Origin of the sequence: Kluyvera sp. EC_51 (genome assembly GCF_019584505.1) — a bacterium.
Classification (GTDB): domain Bacteria; phylum Pseudomonadota; class Gammaproteobacteria; order Enterobacterales; family Enterobacteriaceae; genus Kluyvera; species Kluyvera sichuanensis.
Window position 1 is genome coordinate 33,739 of sequence record NZ_VDAG01000036.1, and the last position, 18,967, is coordinate 52,705.

Annotated in this window: 17 protein-coding genes; 3 read left to right on the top strand and 14 right to left on the bottom strand. The window is 49.7% G+C overall.

The window, feature by feature from the left end; genetic code table 11:
* Positions 1–6: 6 nt before the first annotated feature.
* The 3 genes from truA to pdxB form a co-directional block, all read right to left on the bottom strand.
* Positions 7–819, bottom strand: a complete 813-nt coding sequence (gene truA / locus FHC49_RS10095; protein ID WP_185666777.1) for a tRNA pseudouridine(38-40) synthase TruA — start codon at positions 817–819, stop codon at positions 7–9.
* On the bottom strand, positions 819–1,832 hold the full coding sequence (locus tag FHC49_RS10100) for an aspartate-semialdehyde dehydrogenase (protein WP_035892524.1): 1,014 nt from the start codon (positions 1,830–1,832) through the stop codon (positions 819–821). Before FHC49_RS10100 ends, truA begins: the two co-directional genes overlap by 1 nt.
* Positions 1,833–1,895: 63 nt before the next feature.
* Positions 1,896–3,023 (bottom strand): 4-phosphoerythronate dehydrogenase PdxB, encoded by a 1,128-nt coding sequence (pdxB, locus tag FHC49_RS10105; protein ID WP_220439683.1) that lies wholly within the window; start codon positions 3,021–3,023, stop codon positions 1,896–1,898.
* Positions 3,024–3,132: 109 nt separating this feature from the next.
* Between pdxB and FHC49_RS10110 the strand changes: the two genes are divergently transcribed.
* Positions 3,133–4,242, top strand: coding sequence for a flagella biosynthesis regulator (locus tag FHC49_RS10110; RefSeq protein ID WP_185666775.1), 1,110 nt, complete (start codon positions 3,133–3,135; stop codon positions 4,240–4,242).
* Here FHC49_RS10110 and FHC49_RS10115 read toward each other — a convergent pair.
* Both FHC49_RS10115 and FHC49_RS10120 read right to left on the bottom strand, forming a co-directional pair.
* Entirely contained in the window at positions 4,222–5,031 is an 810-nt protein-coding gene (locus FHC49_RS10115; protein ID WP_220439684.1) for an HAD family hydrolase, read from the bottom strand. The genes FHC49_RS10110 and FHC49_RS10115 overlap by 21 nt on opposite strands.
* 84 nt (positions 5,032–5,115) lie before the next feature.
* On the bottom strand, positions 5,116–6,447 hold the full coding sequence (locus FHC49_RS10120; RefSeq protein WP_185666773.1) for a PTS sugar transporter subunit IIC: 1,332 nt from the start codon (positions 6,445–6,447) through the stop codon (positions 5,116–5,118).
* A gap of 338 nt (positions 6,448–6,785) precedes the next feature.
* Between FHC49_RS10120 and FHC49_RS10125 the strand changes: the two genes are divergently transcribed.
* The gene (locus tag FHC49_RS10125; protein ID WP_185666772.1) at positions 6,786–7,523 is read left to right on the top strand and encodes a GntR family transcriptional regulator; all 738 of its coding nucleotides are present in this window, start codon (positions 6,786–6,788) and stop codon (positions 7,521–7,523) included.
* A gap of 3 nt (positions 7,524–7,526) precedes the next feature.
* Here the strand turns inward: FHC49_RS10125 and FHC49_RS10130 are convergent, their stop codons facing one another.
* Both FHC49_RS10130 and fabB read right to left on the bottom strand, forming a co-directional pair.
* Positions 7,527–8,702 carry an MFS transporter gene (locus FHC49_RS10130; protein ID WP_220439685.1) on the bottom strand — a complete coding sequence of 392 codons (1,176 nt, stop codon included), beginning with the start codon at positions 8,700–8,702 and terminating at the stop codon, positions 7,527–7,529.
* 209 nt (positions 8,703–8,911) lie between these two features.
* Positions 8,912–10,123, bottom strand: coding sequence for a beta-ketoacyl-ACP synthase I (gene fabB, locus FHC49_RS10135; protein WP_185666770.1), 1,212 nt, complete (start codon positions 10,121–10,123; stop codon positions 8,912–8,914).
* Between the two features lie 160 nt (positions 10,124–10,283).
* On the opposite strand from fabB, the gene mnmC reads away from it, so the two are divergent.
* Positions 10,284–12,293, top strand: a complete 2,010-nt coding sequence (mnmC, locus tag FHC49_RS10140; RefSeq protein WP_220439686.1) for a bifunctional tRNA (5-methylaminomethyl-2-thiouridine)(34)-methyltransferase MnmD/FAD-dependent 5-carboxymethylaminomethyl-2-thiouridine(34) oxidoreductase MnmC — start codon at positions 10,284–10,286, stop codon at positions 12,291–12,293.
* 42 nt (positions 12,294–12,335) lie between these two features.
* Here mnmC and FHC49_RS10145 read toward each other — a convergent pair whose 3' ends face one another.
* The 7 genes from FHC49_RS10145 to FHC49_RS10175 form a co-directional block, all read right to left on the bottom strand.
* Complete coding sequence (locus FHC49_RS10145; RefSeq protein WP_220439687.1) at positions 12,336–14,780, bottom strand: sulfatase-like hydrolase/transferase; 2,445 nt, start codon at positions 14,778–14,780, stop codon at positions 12,336–12,338.
* A 162-nt stretch (positions 14,781–14,942) separates the two neighbouring features.
* On the bottom strand, positions 14,943–15,305 hold the full coding sequence (locus FHC49_RS10150) for a hypothetical protein (protein WP_185666767.1): 363 nt from the start codon (positions 15,303–15,305) through the stop codon (positions 14,943–14,945).
* 37 nt (positions 15,306–15,342) lie between these two features.
* Positions 15,343–15,876, bottom strand: a complete 534-nt coding sequence (locus FHC49_RS10155; RefSeq protein WP_220439688.1) for an ATP/GTP-binding protein — start codon at positions 15,874–15,876, stop codon at positions 15,343–15,345.
* A gap of 269 nt (positions 15,877–16,145) precedes the next feature.
* Positions 16,146–16,796 (bottom strand): lytic transglycosylase domain-containing protein, encoded by a 651-nt coding sequence (locus FHC49_RS10160; RefSeq protein ID WP_185666765.1) that lies wholly within the window; start codon positions 16,794–16,796, stop codon positions 16,146–16,148.
* Positions 16,797–16,810: 14 nt separating this feature from the next.
* Positions 16,811–17,332 carry a hypothetical protein gene (locus tag FHC49_RS10165; protein WP_220439689.1) on the bottom strand — a complete coding sequence of 174 codons (522 nt, stop codon included), beginning with the start codon at positions 17,330–17,332 and terminating at the stop codon, positions 16,811–16,813.
* 45 nt (positions 17,333–17,377) lie between these two features.
* Complete coding sequence (locus tag FHC49_RS10170) at positions 17,378–18,598, bottom strand: TadE/TadG family type IV pilus assembly protein (protein ID WP_220439690.1); 1,221 nt, start codon at positions 18,596–18,598, stop codon at positions 17,378–17,380.
* 271 nt (positions 18,599–18,869) lie between these two features.
* Positions 18,870–18,967, bottom strand: a 98-nt coding sequence (locus FHC49_RS10175; RefSeq protein WP_000851394.1) for an IS1 family transposase, incomplete at its 5' end; no start/stop codon positions are given.

Below are 18,967 nucleotides of genomic sequence, written 5' to 3' on the forward strand. Positions count from 1 at the left end.
ACTTCGTTAGTCCGCCAGGAAAAGCGGGCCCATCGGCGCGGCGGGCAGTGCAAAGTGAGCGGGATAATCTACCGCCACCAGGTACAGCCCTTCCGCTTTTGCCGTTGCGGCGGCAAGCGTCCTGTCTTTTGCCGCCAGCAGTTCTGCAATCCAGCTCTCCGGCTGGTTTCCTGCGCCAACTTCCATCAGGCTGCCAACAATGTTCCTTACCATGTGGTGCACAAAGGCGTTTGCTTTGATGTCCACCACAATATAGTTGCCATAGCGCGTGACGTTGATATGCATAACGTTACGCCACGGCGTACGCGACTGGCACTGCACCGCACGAAACGAGGTGAAGTCATTCTCGCCCAGCAGACTCTGCGCGGCGCGGTGCATCCGCTCCGCGTCCAGCGGCTGGTGATAATGGGTCACCCCCTGGCTCAACACCGCCGGACGCAGCCGGTGGTTGTAGATAACGTAACGGTAACGGCGCGCCGTCGCGCTAAAGCGCGCGTGAAAATCGTCGGGAACAGCTTTCACCCAACGTACCGCGATGTCACCAGGTAAATTCGCATTTACACCCAGCGTCCATGCGGCGTCTTTACGCAGCGCGCGGGTTTCAAAGTGCACCACCTGGCCCGTGCCGTGAACGCCAGCGTCGGTACGCCCGGCGCAGTACACGTTGATAGGCTCGTTTGCCACCTGCGAGAGCGCTTTTTCAAGCTTCTCCTGCACGCTGCGCACTTCGTTTTGCCGCTGCCAGCCGTAGTATTTGCTGCCGTCGTACTCAATGCCCAGCGCAATTCGATAGACCGGCAGCAGCTCTTTGTCAGACATTAGTACAGATACTCCTGCACCAGTTTCTCAGCGGTTTTGACCGCCATCAGCGCGCCGCCGAAGCGAACGTTGTCGGCGACGGACCAGAACTGAACCTGCTCCGGCATGCCGTAATCGTTACGGACGCAGCCGATGGAGAGATGCGCGCTGCCGGTGGCATCGCCAACCTGAGTCGGGAATTCCCCCTCTTCAGACAGCACGATGTCTTCGCCGCGGGAGAAAGCATCACGCGCTTCTTCCGCAGACAATGGACGCATGGCTTCAAAGCTCACCATCTGCGCATGGCCGTAGAACACCGGCGACTGCACGCAGCTAGCAGAAATCATCAGGCCTTCGTCCTGCAGGATTTTGCGAACCTGGTCGACGATACGACGCTCTTCACGCACGCTACCTTCACGATCCGGCAGCAGCGGCAGCATGTTGAACGCCAGCTGGCGGCCAAAGAAGTCATCTTCATCAATCGGAATACCGTTCAGCAGTTTGGCGCTCTGCCCTGCCAGCGCATCAACGGCTTTCTTGCCGTGCGCAGAGGCGGAGATCAGGCTGGTCACGTTGATACGTGACAGGCCACCGTCATCAATCAGCGGCTTCAGCGCAGCCAGCAGTTGGCTGGTCTGGCTATCAGCCACGGCAATCAGGTTACGGTTGCGGTAGTCCGCCATCACAAACGGGTTCACGTCCGGCACCACCAGCGGTACGTCCGGTTCCAGCGCAAATAGACCGCTGAGATCGATAACCAGACAGCCCGCGTTAGTGGCTTCTTCCGCATAGCTTGCCGAAGCTTCCTGACCAGCGGCAAAGAACGCCAGCTGGGCCTGAGTCCAGTCGAACTCTGCGGCGTCTTGTACCCTGACCGATTTACCGTTAAAACGCAGATGTTCGCCCGCGCTGTCGGTGCGCGCCAGCGCATAGATATCACCCACCGGGAACTGACGTTCAGCAAGGGTTTCAAGCAGGGCTTCGCCTACGGCGCCGGTTGCGCCCAGGATGGCAATATTCCAGCCTTCAGACATGGTGATTTACTCCAGAAAAAATGCGACTCTGCCGGAGTATCCAGCAGAGTGATTAAGAAGACATTAACAGTGTACGGCGTTAAACCCGAGTTTTTGCAGCAGCTCGGCCGCATCGGCATCATCACACTCAACGGTCAATGATGACCATTCGCGACGCTCGAGATAGTTCTTGCGCAGTTTGTCGAATTCGCCGGGGATACCCGCCACTTTTCGCAGCGGCGCGTCATCGCGGCGCACATCATACACTAAATGGACCAGTCTTTTCAGCGTAGGCTGATCGAGCGGGCCATGCAGGCTAATACGGCCAAATTCCGGCGCCGGCAGCAGCGTCGAGAGCGCCACTTCCTGTGGTTGGCCAATAAACTGGCTATAGGCTTCAAACACCTGGGTGGTGCCGCGCGCTTTACCTTCCAGCGTGTAGCCGGCGATGTGCGAGGTGCCCAGATCGACTTTATCGAGCAGCGCCAGGTTGAGATCCGGTTCGGGCTCCCAGACGTCCAGCACCACGCTCAGCGCCTGCCCCGCTTCCAGACATTTCAGCAGCGCGGCGTTATCCACCACCGGGCCACGACAGGCGTTGATTAGAATCGTCCCCGGTTTCAGGCGGCGAATCAGGGCCTCGTCGGCAAGATGCAGCGACTTATACTGCCCCTCTTTATATAACGGCGTGTGGAAGGTGATAACGTCAGCTTCGGCGACCAAGTCGTCGAGCGAGCGGAAATCGCCTTCGTCGCCGTTGTCCGCACGTGGCGGATCGCAAAGCAGCGTTTTAATACCCAGCGCTTCAAGACGCCTTTGCAGACGGCCGCCGACATTACCCACGCCGACGATGCCGACGGTGCGGTCAGCCAGCGCAAAACCGTCGCGCTCGGCCAGCATCAGCAGCGCTGAGAAGACATATTCCACTACCGCAATGGCATTACAGCCCGGCGCGGCAGAAAAACCAATGCCCGCCTGCGCCAGCCACGGCTGGTCGACGTGATCGGTGCCCGCGGTGGCGGTACCGACAAACTTAATCGCCTTGTCGCCAAGCAGCGCTTCATTCACCTTCGTTACCGAGCGCACCATCAGCGCATCGGCATCGGTCAACGCATCGGTCGGGATCGGGCGGCCAGGAACAGCCCTCACTTCGCCCAGACGACTAAAAAGCTCACGGGCGTAGGGCATATTTTCATCAACAAGGATTTTCACGGTTCAGTACCTGTCTGAGAACGAGAGTAAACCGGGGAAGTGTGCCATAATCTTGCCGCCAGGAATACTCGCGCCTGGCATCAGTACCGCTTTACAGAAAGGATGAATCATGACGCAACCCATCTCAGGTATGCCTGCGCGCCCTCCGGGGGCCGGTCCCACTCCGCTTTCCAGTGCCGGAGAGCAGCCGCTTAACCTTCAGCAACGCACCGTGCTGGAGCGTTTGATCACGCGCCTTATCACCATGACGTCGCAGCAAAATGCCGAAGTGTGGGCGGGCGTAAAACACGATCTGGGACTGAAAGGTGATACGCCGCTGCTGGCGCGTCATTTTCCGGCGGCGGAACAGAATCTGAACCAGCGCATCGGCACCGCCGAGCAGAACCTGAGCATGAGGCAGACGCTCTCACAGCTCACCGAACTGCTGGGCCAGGGCAATAATCGCCAGGCTGTCAGTGATTTTATCCGTCAACAGTATGGGCACACCGCCCTGAACCAGCTTACCCAGCCGCAGCTTAATAATGTGCTGCAGCTGCTCCAGCGCGGCCAGCTGTCAATTCCTCAGCCGCAGCAGCGCCCAGCGACCGACCGTCCGCTACTGCCGGCGGAGTACACCACGCTTAACCAACTGGTCAGCAAGCTGTCGGCGGCGACCGGCGAGTCGAGCAAGCAAATCTGGCAGTCGCTGATTGAGCTCGCCAGCGTGAAGCCCGACGCGCTCTACTCCGATAAAGCACCATCGTCGTCCAGTGACGCCAATAAACCGCTTTGGCAGTCGCTACAGGAATTTTCGCCGGTGAAGACCAGCGAGCTGATCCCCGCGAAATATTTCACCTCGCTGGTGACGTTATTGCAGGCGCGGCTGACACTGAGCACGCATCCGGCTCCTACGTTTAACGTGCTTCAGGCCGCACTTAAGCAGCCGTTGGGCGATCAGGAGCTTCAGGTGCTGCGGGATTATGGGCAACAAAACTGGAATATGACACCGCAGACGGTGCTCACCACCGTTCAGGTTCAGGAGTTGCTCAACCTCCTGTTCCTCAAGCGTATTGAGCGTGAGCGCGTAGCGCATGCCGAGGCGCTGGAGGCGCGGAACATTCAGCCGATTTACGCGCCGTTCGCACCGATGATTACCTCAATTAAGTCACTGTCGGCACGCCCTGGGCTGGCCTTTGTGGTGCTGATTGTGGTGGCGGTGCTACTTTGGGTGCTGCTGTAAACTCAGCACCTGGGCAATGGTCGTCATAACCGCATCGTCATCATTGGTGCCGGTAATAAACCGCGCGGCCTGCTTGGTTTCGTCAAACGCATTGCGCATGGCGAAGCTCCAGGTGGCGCGGGTCATCAGTTCGATATCATTCAACCCATCGCCAAAGACCATCGTTTCGTCTTTGTTGACGCCCAGCCTCTCCTGCAGGATTTCCACCGTATGGCCTTTGTGTACGCCCACGTCGGCGATATCAATCCACGCGTCTTCTGAGACCACGATATAAGCTTTATCAACGTAATCTGCGAGATGCGGCTTAATCTGCGGGCAGCGACCTTTGATGTCGAAGAGGGAAATTTTAACGAAGTCGTGCCCGACCTCATCGAACGCCGCAACCTGCACCACATTGGCGTAGGACATTTTCACTTTCTGCAGCATCTCTGGGGCAATAGTATTTTTGACATACGCGCCAAACGGCGTGCAGGCGATGATCACCGGCTCGCTGTTGACCTCCTCAAGCGTGTGGATGATTTCTCGCCCCAGCGCATTTTTGATCAGTGACTGATAGACATACTCTCCGTCATGTTTAATCCGCGTGGCGCTGTCGCCCAGGATCCAGAAATCACGCACCTGGTCACCAAACAACTCCTCAACGCGCTCGCACTGCTTGCCAGTGCACAGCGCAAAGGCGACGCCCTGCTGCTGCATCAATGCCTTAATCTGCGGGAACAACTCGCGGTTGTAATCACCATGGCGGTTTAAGAAAGTGCCGTCGAGGTCGGTAATAATCAGCTTAATCATCTTTATCTCCCGAAAAATGGTGCGCGTATGCCCCCAGCCCCCTCCCCAGTGGGGCGAGGGGACCGTTTTGTGCCGTGACCTTCGTTAAGCATTCTGCTCCGCTGCGGCCGACATATTGACTTTGTTGGCGGCAATCACGAACGGCAGGTAGATAAGCGTGGCGACGACCAGGCATAGTATGCCGACAAAGAGCGCCATCCAGTTCCCCCCCGTGCCGAAGAAGGCAATCAGTGGCCCAGGCGTGGTCCACGGCACCGCGTAGGCAATCGGCGGAATGATTTCCAGGGTAATAAAGAAGTAGCCAATCAGCGAGTTAACAAACGGCACCAGAATAAATGGAATCACCAGAATTGGGTTCAGTACGATAGGCAGACCAAACATCACCGGTTCGTTAATGTTAAACAAGCCAGGCACAAAGGCCATTTTGGCGAGGTCACGGTAGTCCTTGCGGCGAGAGGCAATAAAAATAGCCAGCAGTAGACCCAGCGTCATCCCGGAGCCGCCGCAGTTGGCGAAGGCGTCGTTAATACCGGTCCAGGTAATCGGATACGGCGCGCCCCAGGTGGAACCGTGGGAGGCCGCATAGGAGAGGTTCTCCAGATTCGCTTCTGAGAAGATGGTTTCACGAATCGCTGCCACGGTGTTCGGCCCATGAATGCCGAGGATCCACAGGAAGTTTGCCACCAGCCCCAGAATCAACACGGTCACGATGTTGGTGCCCATATCCTTCAGCGGCGCCTGAATCAGCGTGTAGATCAGGTCGTTCAGGCCGTTTGGCGAGATTTTTAACAGCAGGTAGTTCAGTACCGAGAAGAAGATCATCACGAAGAAGATCGGCAGCAGCACCTTGAAGGAGCGTGCTACAGCAGGCGGTACTGCGGCTGGCATATTGATGGTCACCTTCGGATTACGCGCCAGGCGACAGAATATTTCACTCGCCAGCAGCGCGACAATAACCGCCACAAACAACCCCTGCGGCCCCAGATATTTGGTGCTCAGGTAAGCCTGCCCGTCGATAATCGTATACGGCGTATAAACCACAAAGAACGCGCCAATAGCGGTCAGGCCACACAGCAGATCATCCTGCTGGTAGCTTATCGCCATATTACGCGCCACGAGGAAGGTAATGAGCACCGCCATAATATTGACCGAACCGTTCATCACCGGGGTAAATATTTGCTGCGCATCGGCCAGGTTCGGGAATATCGTCCCCAGATGCAGGATGCTGGCGATAAAACCGTCCGGCGAGAGGATGGCGAAGTTAATCAGAATAATCAGCGAACTGGCCATGACGATGGGAAAGGACAGAATAAAGGCGTCGCGAATGGCCGAAACGTGGATCTGCGAGTTTAATTTTATGGCTATCGGAACGAGGATTTTTTCCATCCCGCGTTCAAATGAATTCATTAACCCCATAATGGTCCCTTAATTTTATAAAAAAATGACTCATTCAATAATTGGAAAGATAATTAAAATACCGACTAGTTATCCAGACGCTCCCGTTTTTTTATTCTTTTCGATATTCCAATCGCGCAGTCAAATAATATATTTCGCATCCCATTTCCTTTCTCAGTAAAATATTTCATTCATTGACGTTCACTTTAATAATTGTTAATTTTCTTAACCTGCATTGCGATCACAGTTAACGGTGCTAAAGTTGTTCAATAATCGACTTGTTGTTGAATGTGTTGGCGCATCCTTACGAGAATGGATTCATAACCTTTTGTTTAAAAAGGATTTAAGGAGGTTCAAAAGTGGTTTACCAGAACGTCATCAATCTGCTTAAAAACAGATTAAACAGCTCAATCTACAATATCGGCGATCTTCTGCCATCGGAAAAAGAGTTGGCAGAGCATTATGATGTTTCGCGTAATACGTTACGCAAAGCGCTAAAAACGCTGGAAGAGGAAGGGATGATTGAACGGCGGCATGGTTCTGGCACCTATCTGCGTAATAAACATTTCCAGGCCTCCGTGACCCACCTCGATAGCTTTACCGAAATCGCCCGCAACGAGGGCAAAACCCCCACCAGCCAGATCCTGAAGTTTGAGCTACAGACCGCCTCTGAAGAGATTGCCAATAACCTGCGGGTGATGCTCGGCGAACCGGTGTACTACGCTAAACGTCTGCGTTTAATCGACAATATTGCCATGCAGATTGAGGAGACGTGGCTTTCCGCCAGTCGGTTCCCGGACCTGACGCTCGCCCATATGAAGAAGTCGAAATTTGCCTATATTGAGAATGAGTGCGGCGTGAAAATTCTTGGCTGCTATGAGTCTATTCAACCTATTCTGCCGTCACCGGACGTGGCCAACCTGCTGCACATCAGCGCATTAGACCCGATTATTCGGATGCAGACACAGGCCATTGATGAACAGTCTAACCCTATCGATTACTCGATTCTGTACACCAACATGTTTGAATTCCAGGTGAAATATTTCCTGCCGCGCAAAGCGGTTGCCGGCCCCCAGACGCGCGGAGCCGGGCAATAACGATTATTTACGGAATGACCAGAGGGTGACCACAATCCCCAGCACGGCAGAAATCGCTCCGCCCAGGAAGACGGACGGGTAGCCGAACGAGGTGGCCAGCATACCCGCCAGCGGCCCGGATATGCCCAGCGCAATATCCTGGAACGCGGCGTAGCCGCCCAGCGCCGTCCCGCGAACCTGCTGCGGCACGCGTTTTACCACTTCCACACCCAGCGCCGGGAAAATCAGCGAGCATCCGGCTCCGGTCAGCGCCGCGCCGGAAAGCGCCACCCATGCACTCGGCGCCTGCCACAGCAGCAATAGACCCACGGTTTCCACCAACAACGAGACCACGGCCACCTTCACGCCACCGAAGCGATCCGGCATCCAGCCAAACAGAATACGCACCAGCACGAAGGTGCCGCCAAAGGCCGTCAGCGTGAAGCCCGCCATCGACCAACCTTTGCTCATAAAGTAGAGCGATACGAAGGTGCCAATCACCGCGAAACCCACGCCCTGGAGCGCCAGCCCCATGCCCGGTTTCCAGATAAGGCCAATCACGCTAAACAGCGACGGACGTTCCCCGGCCATCGCGGCGACCTTACGTACCGAGCCGTTGAAGGCCCATGCCAGCAGCGGCAGCGCCATCGTGACCCCAGCCAGCACCGCAAAACCGTAGCGCGCATTGATAAACAGCCCCAGCGGCGCCCCTGCGGCCAGCGCGCCAAATATCGCCATGCCGTTCCAGGACATCACCTTGCCGGACTGCTTCGGCCCCACCAGTCCCATCCCCCAGGTCAGGGTACCGGTTAACAGCTGACTTTCACCAAAGCCGAGAATTAAGCGTCCGACGATAAGCAGGCCAAATTTAACCATCGCATCCACCGGCAGCAGCGCCGCACCAAGCCAGGCTGCCCCGGCAAACGCACAGGCGGCCATGCCCTGCAATGCTGAGCGCTTACCGCCATACTGATCCGCCAGACGCCCGGCATAGCCGCGCGTCAGAACGGTAGCAAAGAACTGAATACCGACGGCAATGCCCACCATGGTGTTGCCGTAGCCCAGCTCCTGGTGCACAAAGAGTGGGATGACCGGCAGCGGAATGCCGACAGTGAGATAGGTCAGAAACACCGCAAACGCGATGCGGAATAACGACCCGTTCGAAGAAGATGTTGGTTCAGTTTGAGTGACTGCTATCATGCTTTACTCCAGAATGCTGAGTAAGGCGAGGTACTGTGGCCACGCCCCCTCTACCTGTGAATCAGGATTAAGGTGCGTTGGTTGACGTTGAACGCTTACGCATTATCGTGATGATAATGTTGAGCCAGGAGTTTGCCTGTTATTTCAGGCGATTGTCAACGCATAAAAAAAGGAGCCTGGAGGCTCCCTTTTCTCACCAACTGTAAAAATTACAGCTTGCGCATGACCAGCGTGGCGTTAGTGCCACCGAAGCCGAAGCTGTTGGACATGACGGTAGTCAGTTCGCGGTCGGTTGGTTCCGTCACGATGTTCAGACCCGCAGCCTGCTCGTCCATCTCGTCGATGTTGATGCTTGGGGCGATAAAGCCGTGTTCCAGCATCAGCAGAGAGTAGATAGCTTCCTGCACGCCAGCGGCGCCCAGAGAGTGACCGGTCATCGCTTTAGTTGCAGAAATTGCTGGGCTGTTGTCGCCGAACACTTCCTGAATCGCACCCAGTTCTTTCACGTCGCCTACCGGAGTAGAGGTACCGTGGGAGTTCAGGTAGTCGATTGGGGTATCAACGCCGTGCATCGCCATCTTCATGCAGCGCACTGCGCCTTCACCGGATGGAGCAACCATATCTGCGCCATCGGACGTTGCGCCGTAACCAACGATTTCTGCATAAATATGCGCACCACGAGCCAGTGCGTGTTCCAGTTCTTCAACCACAACCATACCGCCGCCGCCTGCGATGATGAAACCATCACGGTGCGCGTCATAGGTACGGGAAGCTTTCTCTGGAGTTTCATTGTATTTAGTAGACAGTGCACCCATCGCGTCGAACTCACAGGCCATTTCCCAGCCCAGCTCTTCGCCGCCGCCGGCAAAGACGATGTCCTGTTTGCCCAGCTGAATCTGCTCTACTGCGTTACCGATACAGTGTGCGGAGGTAGCACATGCGGAGCTGATGGAGTAGTTCACACCGTGAATTTTGAACGGCGTAGCGAGGCACGCGGAAACCGCAGAACCCATCGCTTTGGTCACAACGTATGGACCCACCGCTTTCAGGCCACGCGGGCTACGCATTGCGTCAGCACCGAATACCTGCGCTTTAGAAGAACCACCGGAGCCGGCAATCAGGCCTACGCGCGGGTTGTTCTGATAATCTTCTGCTTTCAGGCCAGAGTCTTCAACCGCCTGCTGCATGGAGAGATAAGCATAGATAGAGGCATCGTTCATGAAACGGACCACTTTGCGGTCGATAAGACCGGTGGTGTCCAGTTTGACGTTACCCCATACGTGGCTACGCATACCAGAATCTTTGAACTCTTGAGAGAAAGTGATCCCCGAGCGTCCTTCACGCAGAGATGCCAGGACTTCCTGCTGGTTGCTACCGATGCTGGAAACGATACCCAGGCCAGTAATCACTGCACGTTTCATTCAATACCTCTGTAAGTCATCACTATTTTAAAGTTTCGAGTCGCAAGATAGCGTACACTTGTACGCCGAACAAGTCCGATCAGCAATTTTATGCAGAAATTTGCGCCTTCGAGCCCGCATCGTTAAGATCCGCAGACTCCTTGCCGCACGAGTAACTTACGTGAAACATAACGCCATACAATCTGCCAACCTCGAATTTAACAGTGAGGGTACACCTGTTTCCCGAGATTTTGACGATGTCTACTTCTCCAATGACAATGGTCTGGAAGAGACGCGCTACGTCTTTCTCGGCGGTAACCATCTGGAAGAACGCTTCCCTGCCCACCCCCGCCCGCTGTTTGTGGTGGCAGAAAGTGGGTTTGGTACCGGCCTCAATTTCCTGACGCTGTGGCAGGCGTTCGACGCCTTTTGCCGCCAGCATCCTGACGCTACGCTACAAAGATTACATTTCGTCAGTTTTGAAAAATTTCCGCTGAAGGCCGACGACCTGCGTCTGGCACACCAGCACTGGCCAGAACTCGCGACCTGGGCTGAACAGCTCCAGGCGCAGTGGCCGCTGCCGCTGGCAGGTTGTCATCGCCTGTTGCTCGACGGGGGGCGCGTCACGCTGGATTTATGGTTTGGTGATATCAACGAGCTCACCGACAAACTCGACGATAGCGTTAATCAGCAGGTCGATGCCTGGTTCCTTGATGGCTTCGCTCCCGCGAAAAATCCGGATATGTGGACCCCAACGCTGTTTGCCGCGATGGCGCGAACCGCCAGACCGGGCGGTACGCTTGCCACCTTCACCTCAGCAGGATTTGTTCGCCGTGGCCTGCAGGAAGCCGGGTTCACCATGCGCAAGACCAAGGGCTTTGGGCGTAAGCGCGACATGCTCTGCGGGACGATGGAGCAGGATTTAGCGCCACCATCAAAAACCCCGTGGTTTGCACGCAAAGGGACAGACAAGCGAGAAGTCGCCATCATTGGCGGGGGGATTGCCAGCGCTGCGCTTTCGTTCGCACTGCTTCGTCGCGGCTGGCAGGTGACCCTCTACTGCGCGGATGATAAACCCGCTCAAGGGGCTTCGGGCAACCGTCAGGGAGCGTTATACCCGTTGTTGAGTAAACAGGATGGCAGCATCAACCGCTTCTTCCCGGCAGCCTTTACCTTTGCTCGCCGTCTGTATGATGCACTGCCAATCCCTTTCTCGCACAGCTGGTGTGGCGTCACCCAGTTGGCATGGGATGAGAAGAGCCAGCAAAAGATAGCGCAACTGCTGTCATTAGATCTTCCATCGGCGCTGGCGACATCGGTGGAAGCTGATGAGGTTGAGCAGATAGCCGGCGTGGCAACGGACTGTGGGGGAATAACCTATCCGCAAGGCGGATGGCTGTGCCCTGCCGAATTGACAGCGGGAATTCTGACGCTGGCCGAGCAGCAAGGATTGCATACCGTCTACCGACATACCGTCTCGTCATTAACAGAACAGGAAGACGGCTGGCAGGTGGCCTTTGCGCATAACGAAACAGCGCATCATCAAACGGTGGTTTTAGCCAATGGGCACCGGATCAATACCTTTGTTCAAACGGAGGCGTTACCGGTCTATTCCGTCAGCGGGCAGGTCAGCCATATTGAGACCACGCCGTCACTTGAAGCCCTTAAGCAGGTATTATGCTACGACGGCTATCTCACGCCATACGCTCCGCAAACACAGCAACACTGTATCGGCGCCAGCTATCGTCGTGGTAGTGAAGAGATTGACTACCGCGATAGCGAGCAACAGCAGAATCGACAACGACTGATTGACTGCTTCCCACAGGCTGAGTGGGCGAAGACGATTGATGTGAGCGCAAAGAATGCGCGCTGCGGCGTGCGCTGCGCCTCACGCGATCATATGCCGATGATCGGCAATGCCCCGGACTACAACGCAACGTTAAGCGTCTATGCACAGCTTGCAAACAATAAAGAAGCAGCAATGCCAGCCCCTTACTATCGCGGTTTATTCCTCATCGGCGCTCTCGGGTCGCGAGGGCTATGCTCTGCCCCGCTTTGTGCAGAAATTCTGGCAGCACAAATGAGCGAAGAACCGATCCCAATGGATGCAGAAACATTGTCAGCGCTGAACCCAAACCGTCTTTGGGTCCGCAAGTTGCTGAAAGGCAAAGAAGTGAAGAAAAAGGCGTAGAGAGTAGAGATAAGGGAGGGCTAGTTCACAGCCCTCCCTGTACTATTGGCCTTTATTAAAGATAAGCTTCACGCCAATGGCCTGGTCCGCCGGGCCATGATCTTCATACACCATGCTGGCGTCTTTATCCCAGATCGCAATATAGCTCTCTCCTGGTTTTAGACGCTGGACCAGCGGGGCGGATAAATGTTCAGGTAGATGCTCAGCATAACCGCGACTTTCTTCATCGACATTGCCTGCCAGTATGTAGAACAGGAATGTCCATTCACTCTCAGCGATTTCTTTGCCGGCTGTCGTTGTGGTAGGCGATTCTTCTTTAGTAGCAAGAGACCGGGAGGATGCTTTCACCAGATTTTCAGTATGGAAAAAGACACCTTTTTTTAAATCGACTTTATAGGATACGCGGGAAAGATTTAAACCAGGGTTGGGAAAATCAGTGCCAATGATATTTGAGTGCTGCAAAAGGGACCGCTCGCCGACGGCAATAACGCCCGTTCGCGGTAGGCTTAATGTTTCGGGTGTATTCCAGTTTACCCCCCTCCACTGAATAATATTATTCTCTTTCAGTTCCTTGCGTCGGGTATCCACCTGAGTTCTGGAATAGGAAATCCCCTCATTACGGCTCACATTTATCGTGTGAGTGTCTTGTGAAACCAGACCAGTAGAGTAGGTCGAAGCCAAAGACCCATTATAGTAGCAATAGTCATTGCCATATTTTTTCACAGAAGGGGCTAACGTCGAAATTTCTATACAGCGATCAACCCAGAGAAATGGTTGGCTATTACCAAATTCATTGGCTAAATAAGATGCAGGAAGTAAACTATTATCACCATAGGCAACTAAATCATCGTAACGAAAGTAAACATTTTCAACTTTTCCAGATTCAGCATAGCCGATGAGCAAGGGGAAATTATAAGATTGTCCGCCAAATGAAATCTGATGGCCAGTTTGGTCGATAGCAACGACCTTTTCTAAAGAGGGGTACCCCCAGAACTTGGAGTCGATTATCTTTCGCCAGGAAAACATTTTTAAATCGATCACTTTCTCACTCAGAAAACGTTCTGGAAGTGTCGGTAACGTGCCATTTAAATCACGGCCAAAAGCAATGGGATGAGAACCATAGTTTAAAAAACGTAATAATGTTGAAGAAATATCAAGAGTGGTACCCGGACGCGCATTTTTTGAAGGCCTAATGCCGGCACCTGTGATCATAAATAGATTATGCCGTTCTTTTTTTTGCAGCGTCTGGTATGGGCGAACCATCGCAGGTGCAAGATGATCTGAAGACAAAACGATCATCGTATTCTCCAATATACCAGCCTTTTTCAATGACAGATACAACTTACCAATGAGCATATCAGTACAGTGCACTGCATTTAATAGTTTATCTTTGCCATCTGCATATTTCACATCCAGGCATGAATGAGCAAGATAGCCATCAGGTTGATGAGTACCAATATTAATTGAGAACATTCCCCAGGGCTTGGTCTGGTCGTTTAAGTTTTTAACTTGTGAAAACAACAACTCATATAGTTTATCATCAGATATACCCCAGTTATTAATAAATTTATCATCGGTAATATCTTTAGCAAATTCATCTTTCCCCTTCACAATAGGAAAACCATGGTTTTTATAGAACAGGCCTTTTCCTGCAAAAGCGCTGTCCGCACCACCAAAATATTCAAGGTGATACCCTTTAGATTTCAATATATCACCCAGGCAAACTGCATTCGGCATAAAATTGCTAATACTAAAGTGGTCATTAGCGAACGTCGTCAATAATGGTATACCACATTGACTAGAGACCATACCAGCCATAGTCCAGCTAGCACCAACCGTTTGGCCTATATTAGTAAATGATACACTTTCTTTTTCTATCTTATGCAATTCAGGGGTCAAGCCAGGGAAAATGGATTCATCCATATAGTTATATTCAAGGCTTTCAAGATAGAGATATATTATATTTTTTGGCTTTTCAACTGCAGAATCAACCTGAGGAGGAATAAAATACTCAATAAAATCATCAGAATACTGCGTATTAAACAGATACCACAATAAGTTAGATGATGCGGGATGAACCACGAAGGCACAAAATATCATTATCGCGCCTTTGACTATCTGAGAAACAGAATTTTTGAAGCATCGATATTTATGCAGGAAGGTTCGCAGATAGAAAACAAGTGCAACCGCAAAAATCAATTGTAGGAAAACAAACAAGACTATTAAGAAGTAGAAATCAGCATATCCCGCACCCTCGACACCAAATTTAAGATGGTACAATATTGAATCATCAAATCCAATGCCGGTGAACCAGTTTGCAACAAAATAACTACCGATAAATATACTGAATATCACTGTAGATACAGTGACCAGTAAAACAATGACACTTCCTACTATTCCTCTGCCGGTTCCCTTACAAAAAAAGAATATTGCTGACAAATAAAAAAAGAAAGATAAAAGAGAAAAAAGATCAAACCCCATATTCATAACGTAAAACCTTATAAATAGAAATAGGTATACAGCGATATACACGTATCTGAGATTAGCAGGAGTGAAATGGTCAAAGACCATATTTTATACTGCAGAAAGAGGTAAAGCGGGGATACTAAAAAATAACCCCTGCAGGAAAGACCTACAGGGGTAAATATTTTACACAACTAACTGATGTTGAACTTCCTGAACATGATGGCGAGCAAGAGCTAAGTTAGCTTTTGATTTATCCAAAACAAAATAAATAAACAGACCCGGGGTTTTATCGATAGGATGAATAATATGATACTGTTTTCCTAATGTGATCAGGATATCTTCAATTTGATCATTAGTCTTCAATGTTTCCATCGTTCTCAACTTAGCGCGAACCACCTCAGTATTACCTGCAGACGCTAACTCGAGATCAACACCAGAACCAGTTGTTTGCCCTAACATCATACCACTATTTGAATCAACAACTGACGCAGCAATTGCACCTGAAACTTCCATCAATGAGTTCAAAGACTCAGTAATATTACTCATTTATTAATCCCTTATAAGATATAAAAATCCAACCGACTTACTTGACAAGCATAGCAAGCAACTTCAGTACATCTTCCTTATCCCTGATATCTACAGCAATAACAGGAACAGAAATATTTATAGCATCCATGAAATTTAAGAATTCAGCAACACGAGACTCATAACAATCGCTATATTTACTAATACCTATGATGCATTTCTCCGTGAGCAATGCGTCCTTAAACCTGTTAACAAAAAACTCCATTTCTGACATATAAGCATTACTGGATATATCAAAAAGAATTATTATTCCATGACTACCTTTATGGATAAGATCCCATAAAAACTCAAACCGAGTTTGCCCTGGGACACCGTAAAGACGAACTCTTTTGCCATCTTCAAAACTAAACTCACCATAATCGATACCAATCGTGACCATATTTTTTGGTATCAGTTGACTCTTTTCCGACTCGGTATCCAGTGAAGAACGAAGCGCCTCAGTACTCACAACGGTAATTTCACTGACAGCTGCAATAGCCGTTGTTTTACCCGCACCGGTTGGTCCGACAAACAATATTTTAAATTCATCCATAAATAAAAGCACCGAATGTTATAAAGGCACCTTCTCGTCTATCCGCTTTCGGTATAACACGAAGGAAATTATAGTCATAAAAAAAACCAATGACCAGTAAAAAAAAACAAATAACATAATTAAATACGTTTTCAAAAGACGTAAAAATATAAAAGTGCAATATCATATTAAAAATCACTAATATTGATAAAACATATAGCACACGATCTTAAAAAATTTCAAAATGATAAAGCTCATCTTATTTTTTATTAAAAAAACAGAAGAGGATCTCAATCGCCTCTCAATTGCTTAATACCACCATTATAAGACCGAGACGGAACATTTACCTTTTGAATGCGTCCTTCAGATTTAGTATGAACGCCTGAGAGTCTTTGTTTTTGGTTATCCACATGCTGCGCTTCTGGTCTCTTTGTGTTGGATATGACGGGTATTGGCATTACGGGTGCCGTAACAGTCTGCCCAATATCAACATTAGCAATCCGTTGAACATAACTACTTTTCCCTCCAGCATCAGCCATAAAACCGCGGTGAAAGTTTCCACTGTAGTAACAGGAAAACGCTTTCAACCTTGCATCATTATAGTCTGAGGTCTTCAACGCCCTGGTAAAACATTCCTGATAGATAGACGCAGCGGCACGAAGATTCGCACAGGGTTCAAAAACTGAATGATAGTTCAAACCATATTTAGCCAAATTATATCGATTGACTTGCGCAAGGCCCATCGAAAAGTTCCAGCCATTATCAGCCAGGAATTTAGCCGTAACGACTGCTTCGTCCTTCGTTTTCGGCTGTCGTTGAAGACGCCCTCCAACCACTCCGATAGCGTAAGGATTAAAGGAGGATTCTACGCTGACGATACGGTGGATGACTTCAGTGGCGACATCAGGCCCACACTGATCGATAACTGGTGGGAGATCCATATCCACACCTCAATTCAATCCTTATCGGAATAATTTTCTTCTGAAGAACTTTCATCAGAAACTTCGGCAGGGTTAATATACTCAATAGTGTTCTTGAACATTATGCTACTGAGGATTTCAATTAATTCATCAAGCTTTGTGGCTACAAAGGAATTATCGGTACCTACACACTCATCACCCCATTGCTTTACAGTATAATTATTAACAAGGGAGATATAAAAAATATCCGACTCCGTTGCTTTTCTATCTTCAGGGTATTTCTTTAAGCCATCTTTAATAACACCGCATAGGTTGTAGCTTTTCATTAGAGTTCTTCTAAAACCTTCATGGCTATCTTCACCATCGGAGATAACAAATATATATTTTCTGGGGTTTTTACCATTAGCTAACAAAGGAATAGATCTTAATAACCCCGAAAGACTTTCCGTATACCCTTGTAGATACATAGAGTCAAATTCATCGAATACCGTTGAATCATCAGTAAGGTCAAGTAGATAATAGGCAGGTTTCTCTATTTCTTTAATTTTTTTATACATCGCGGTTTTATGGGAATAAGTATTGTCATAGGCATCAGCACAGGTTCAATAAAAAGGAATATCTGTTAATGGGTTTTGAAAGTTAACCAATGTCTTTACGTTGTCTTCGTTGAATAAATAATCTCCAGAAAGTGTTCCCTCGATATCCATCGTGTTTTCATTCATTATCCCGTATTTAATATATTCGTAGTAACTCACATCCAGGAAATTTTTTAGATTTTTCTCAAGTTCCACATGATTTCTATCATTATGTATAGATGATTTATCATCAGCATCACATATTAATTCACCTTTAGCATTTGCGTAACAATATCCTTTATCGATAAGCCAATTGTCAGCCGCAGGATTTTTTGTTGAATTGACATATCCATTAGCTTTAGCGATTATATTAATATAATAACTTCTAAGATCTTTGTCATTTCTGGTAATAAAATCATTTAACGTTATAGTCCGTCCAGTATTTGCACCAGTAGGTTTATTGTACCAAAATGACCAGTCAAGACTTTCATAACCATCCTTCATTTTACCGGCATAAGTACAACCAATTTCCTTACTCGATGCACTCGCATAGTTTGTTTTATCAAGACGGGTTGGAACACCGATTGAATAGGGGACAATACCTATTGTGCTACCATTATTTAATTCAAAAACTTGCTCACCTAAACGTCTAACGACGCTTTTAAGCAATTTTTCCCTTGTATATCCTGATTGTGCTGAGGCGTACGTCATTGAGGTCGAAAAATCAACGACGAAAACATAATCTGTAGCCCCTGTTTTAGGTACGGATGTCGTACGCCTGGCAGTTCCTGAGGTCTCATTGCCGCTGATGGTGACATTTTTATCAAACCCCATATTATTATCTGTCTTACTAAATTCAAATACTGGATGACTTATTTTATTTGCTGTTACTTGATAATCAACTGCAGCTAGCAGATTATCCTCATCATAAACAGTGGTCGCATTAACAGTAACATTATCAGCATTGATCGTTTCTTTCGGAAAATAATATGAAATATAATTATTGGCAAGTTGATTATTCGCAGCTTTAGCTTCAGGTGTTTCGTTACGATTATCAACTACAGCCAGAGCATAGACGCTATTATTAATTGCATCATTTAGCCTTGCGCGATCGGAGTTAAAGCGAGATCCATCAATTGCAATCGAATAAAATCCGAGTAATGAAGGAAACATTATCGCGGTTGAAATAGCAATCGTGCCTTTATTAATTTTTAAAAATGCTTTGCACAATGAGACAATATTTTTCATGATAATTACCCGAGATATAGCCGTAGATAGTATTACAACCGTGGTAGCCCCGCATCCCTAATATAAAGACTATCCAGGTCATTGTTAAACACCCCCATCGCCCGGTGAAAATAGCTGATAGCACCAGGAATACATAAAGTAACCTCATACACCGGATACCAGGATGCGGCCGCTCTAGACGATGTTGTAGGAGGACGCCCCCAAACCGATAACGCACTTAAGTTAGCGATAGGCAATAAGTTATCATCAATAGCGCGGTAATGACTCCAACTTATTGATAGTGTTTTATGTTCAGATAATGCCCGATGACTTTGTCATGCAGCTCCACCGATTTTGAGAACGACAGCGACTTCCGTCCCAGCCGTGCCA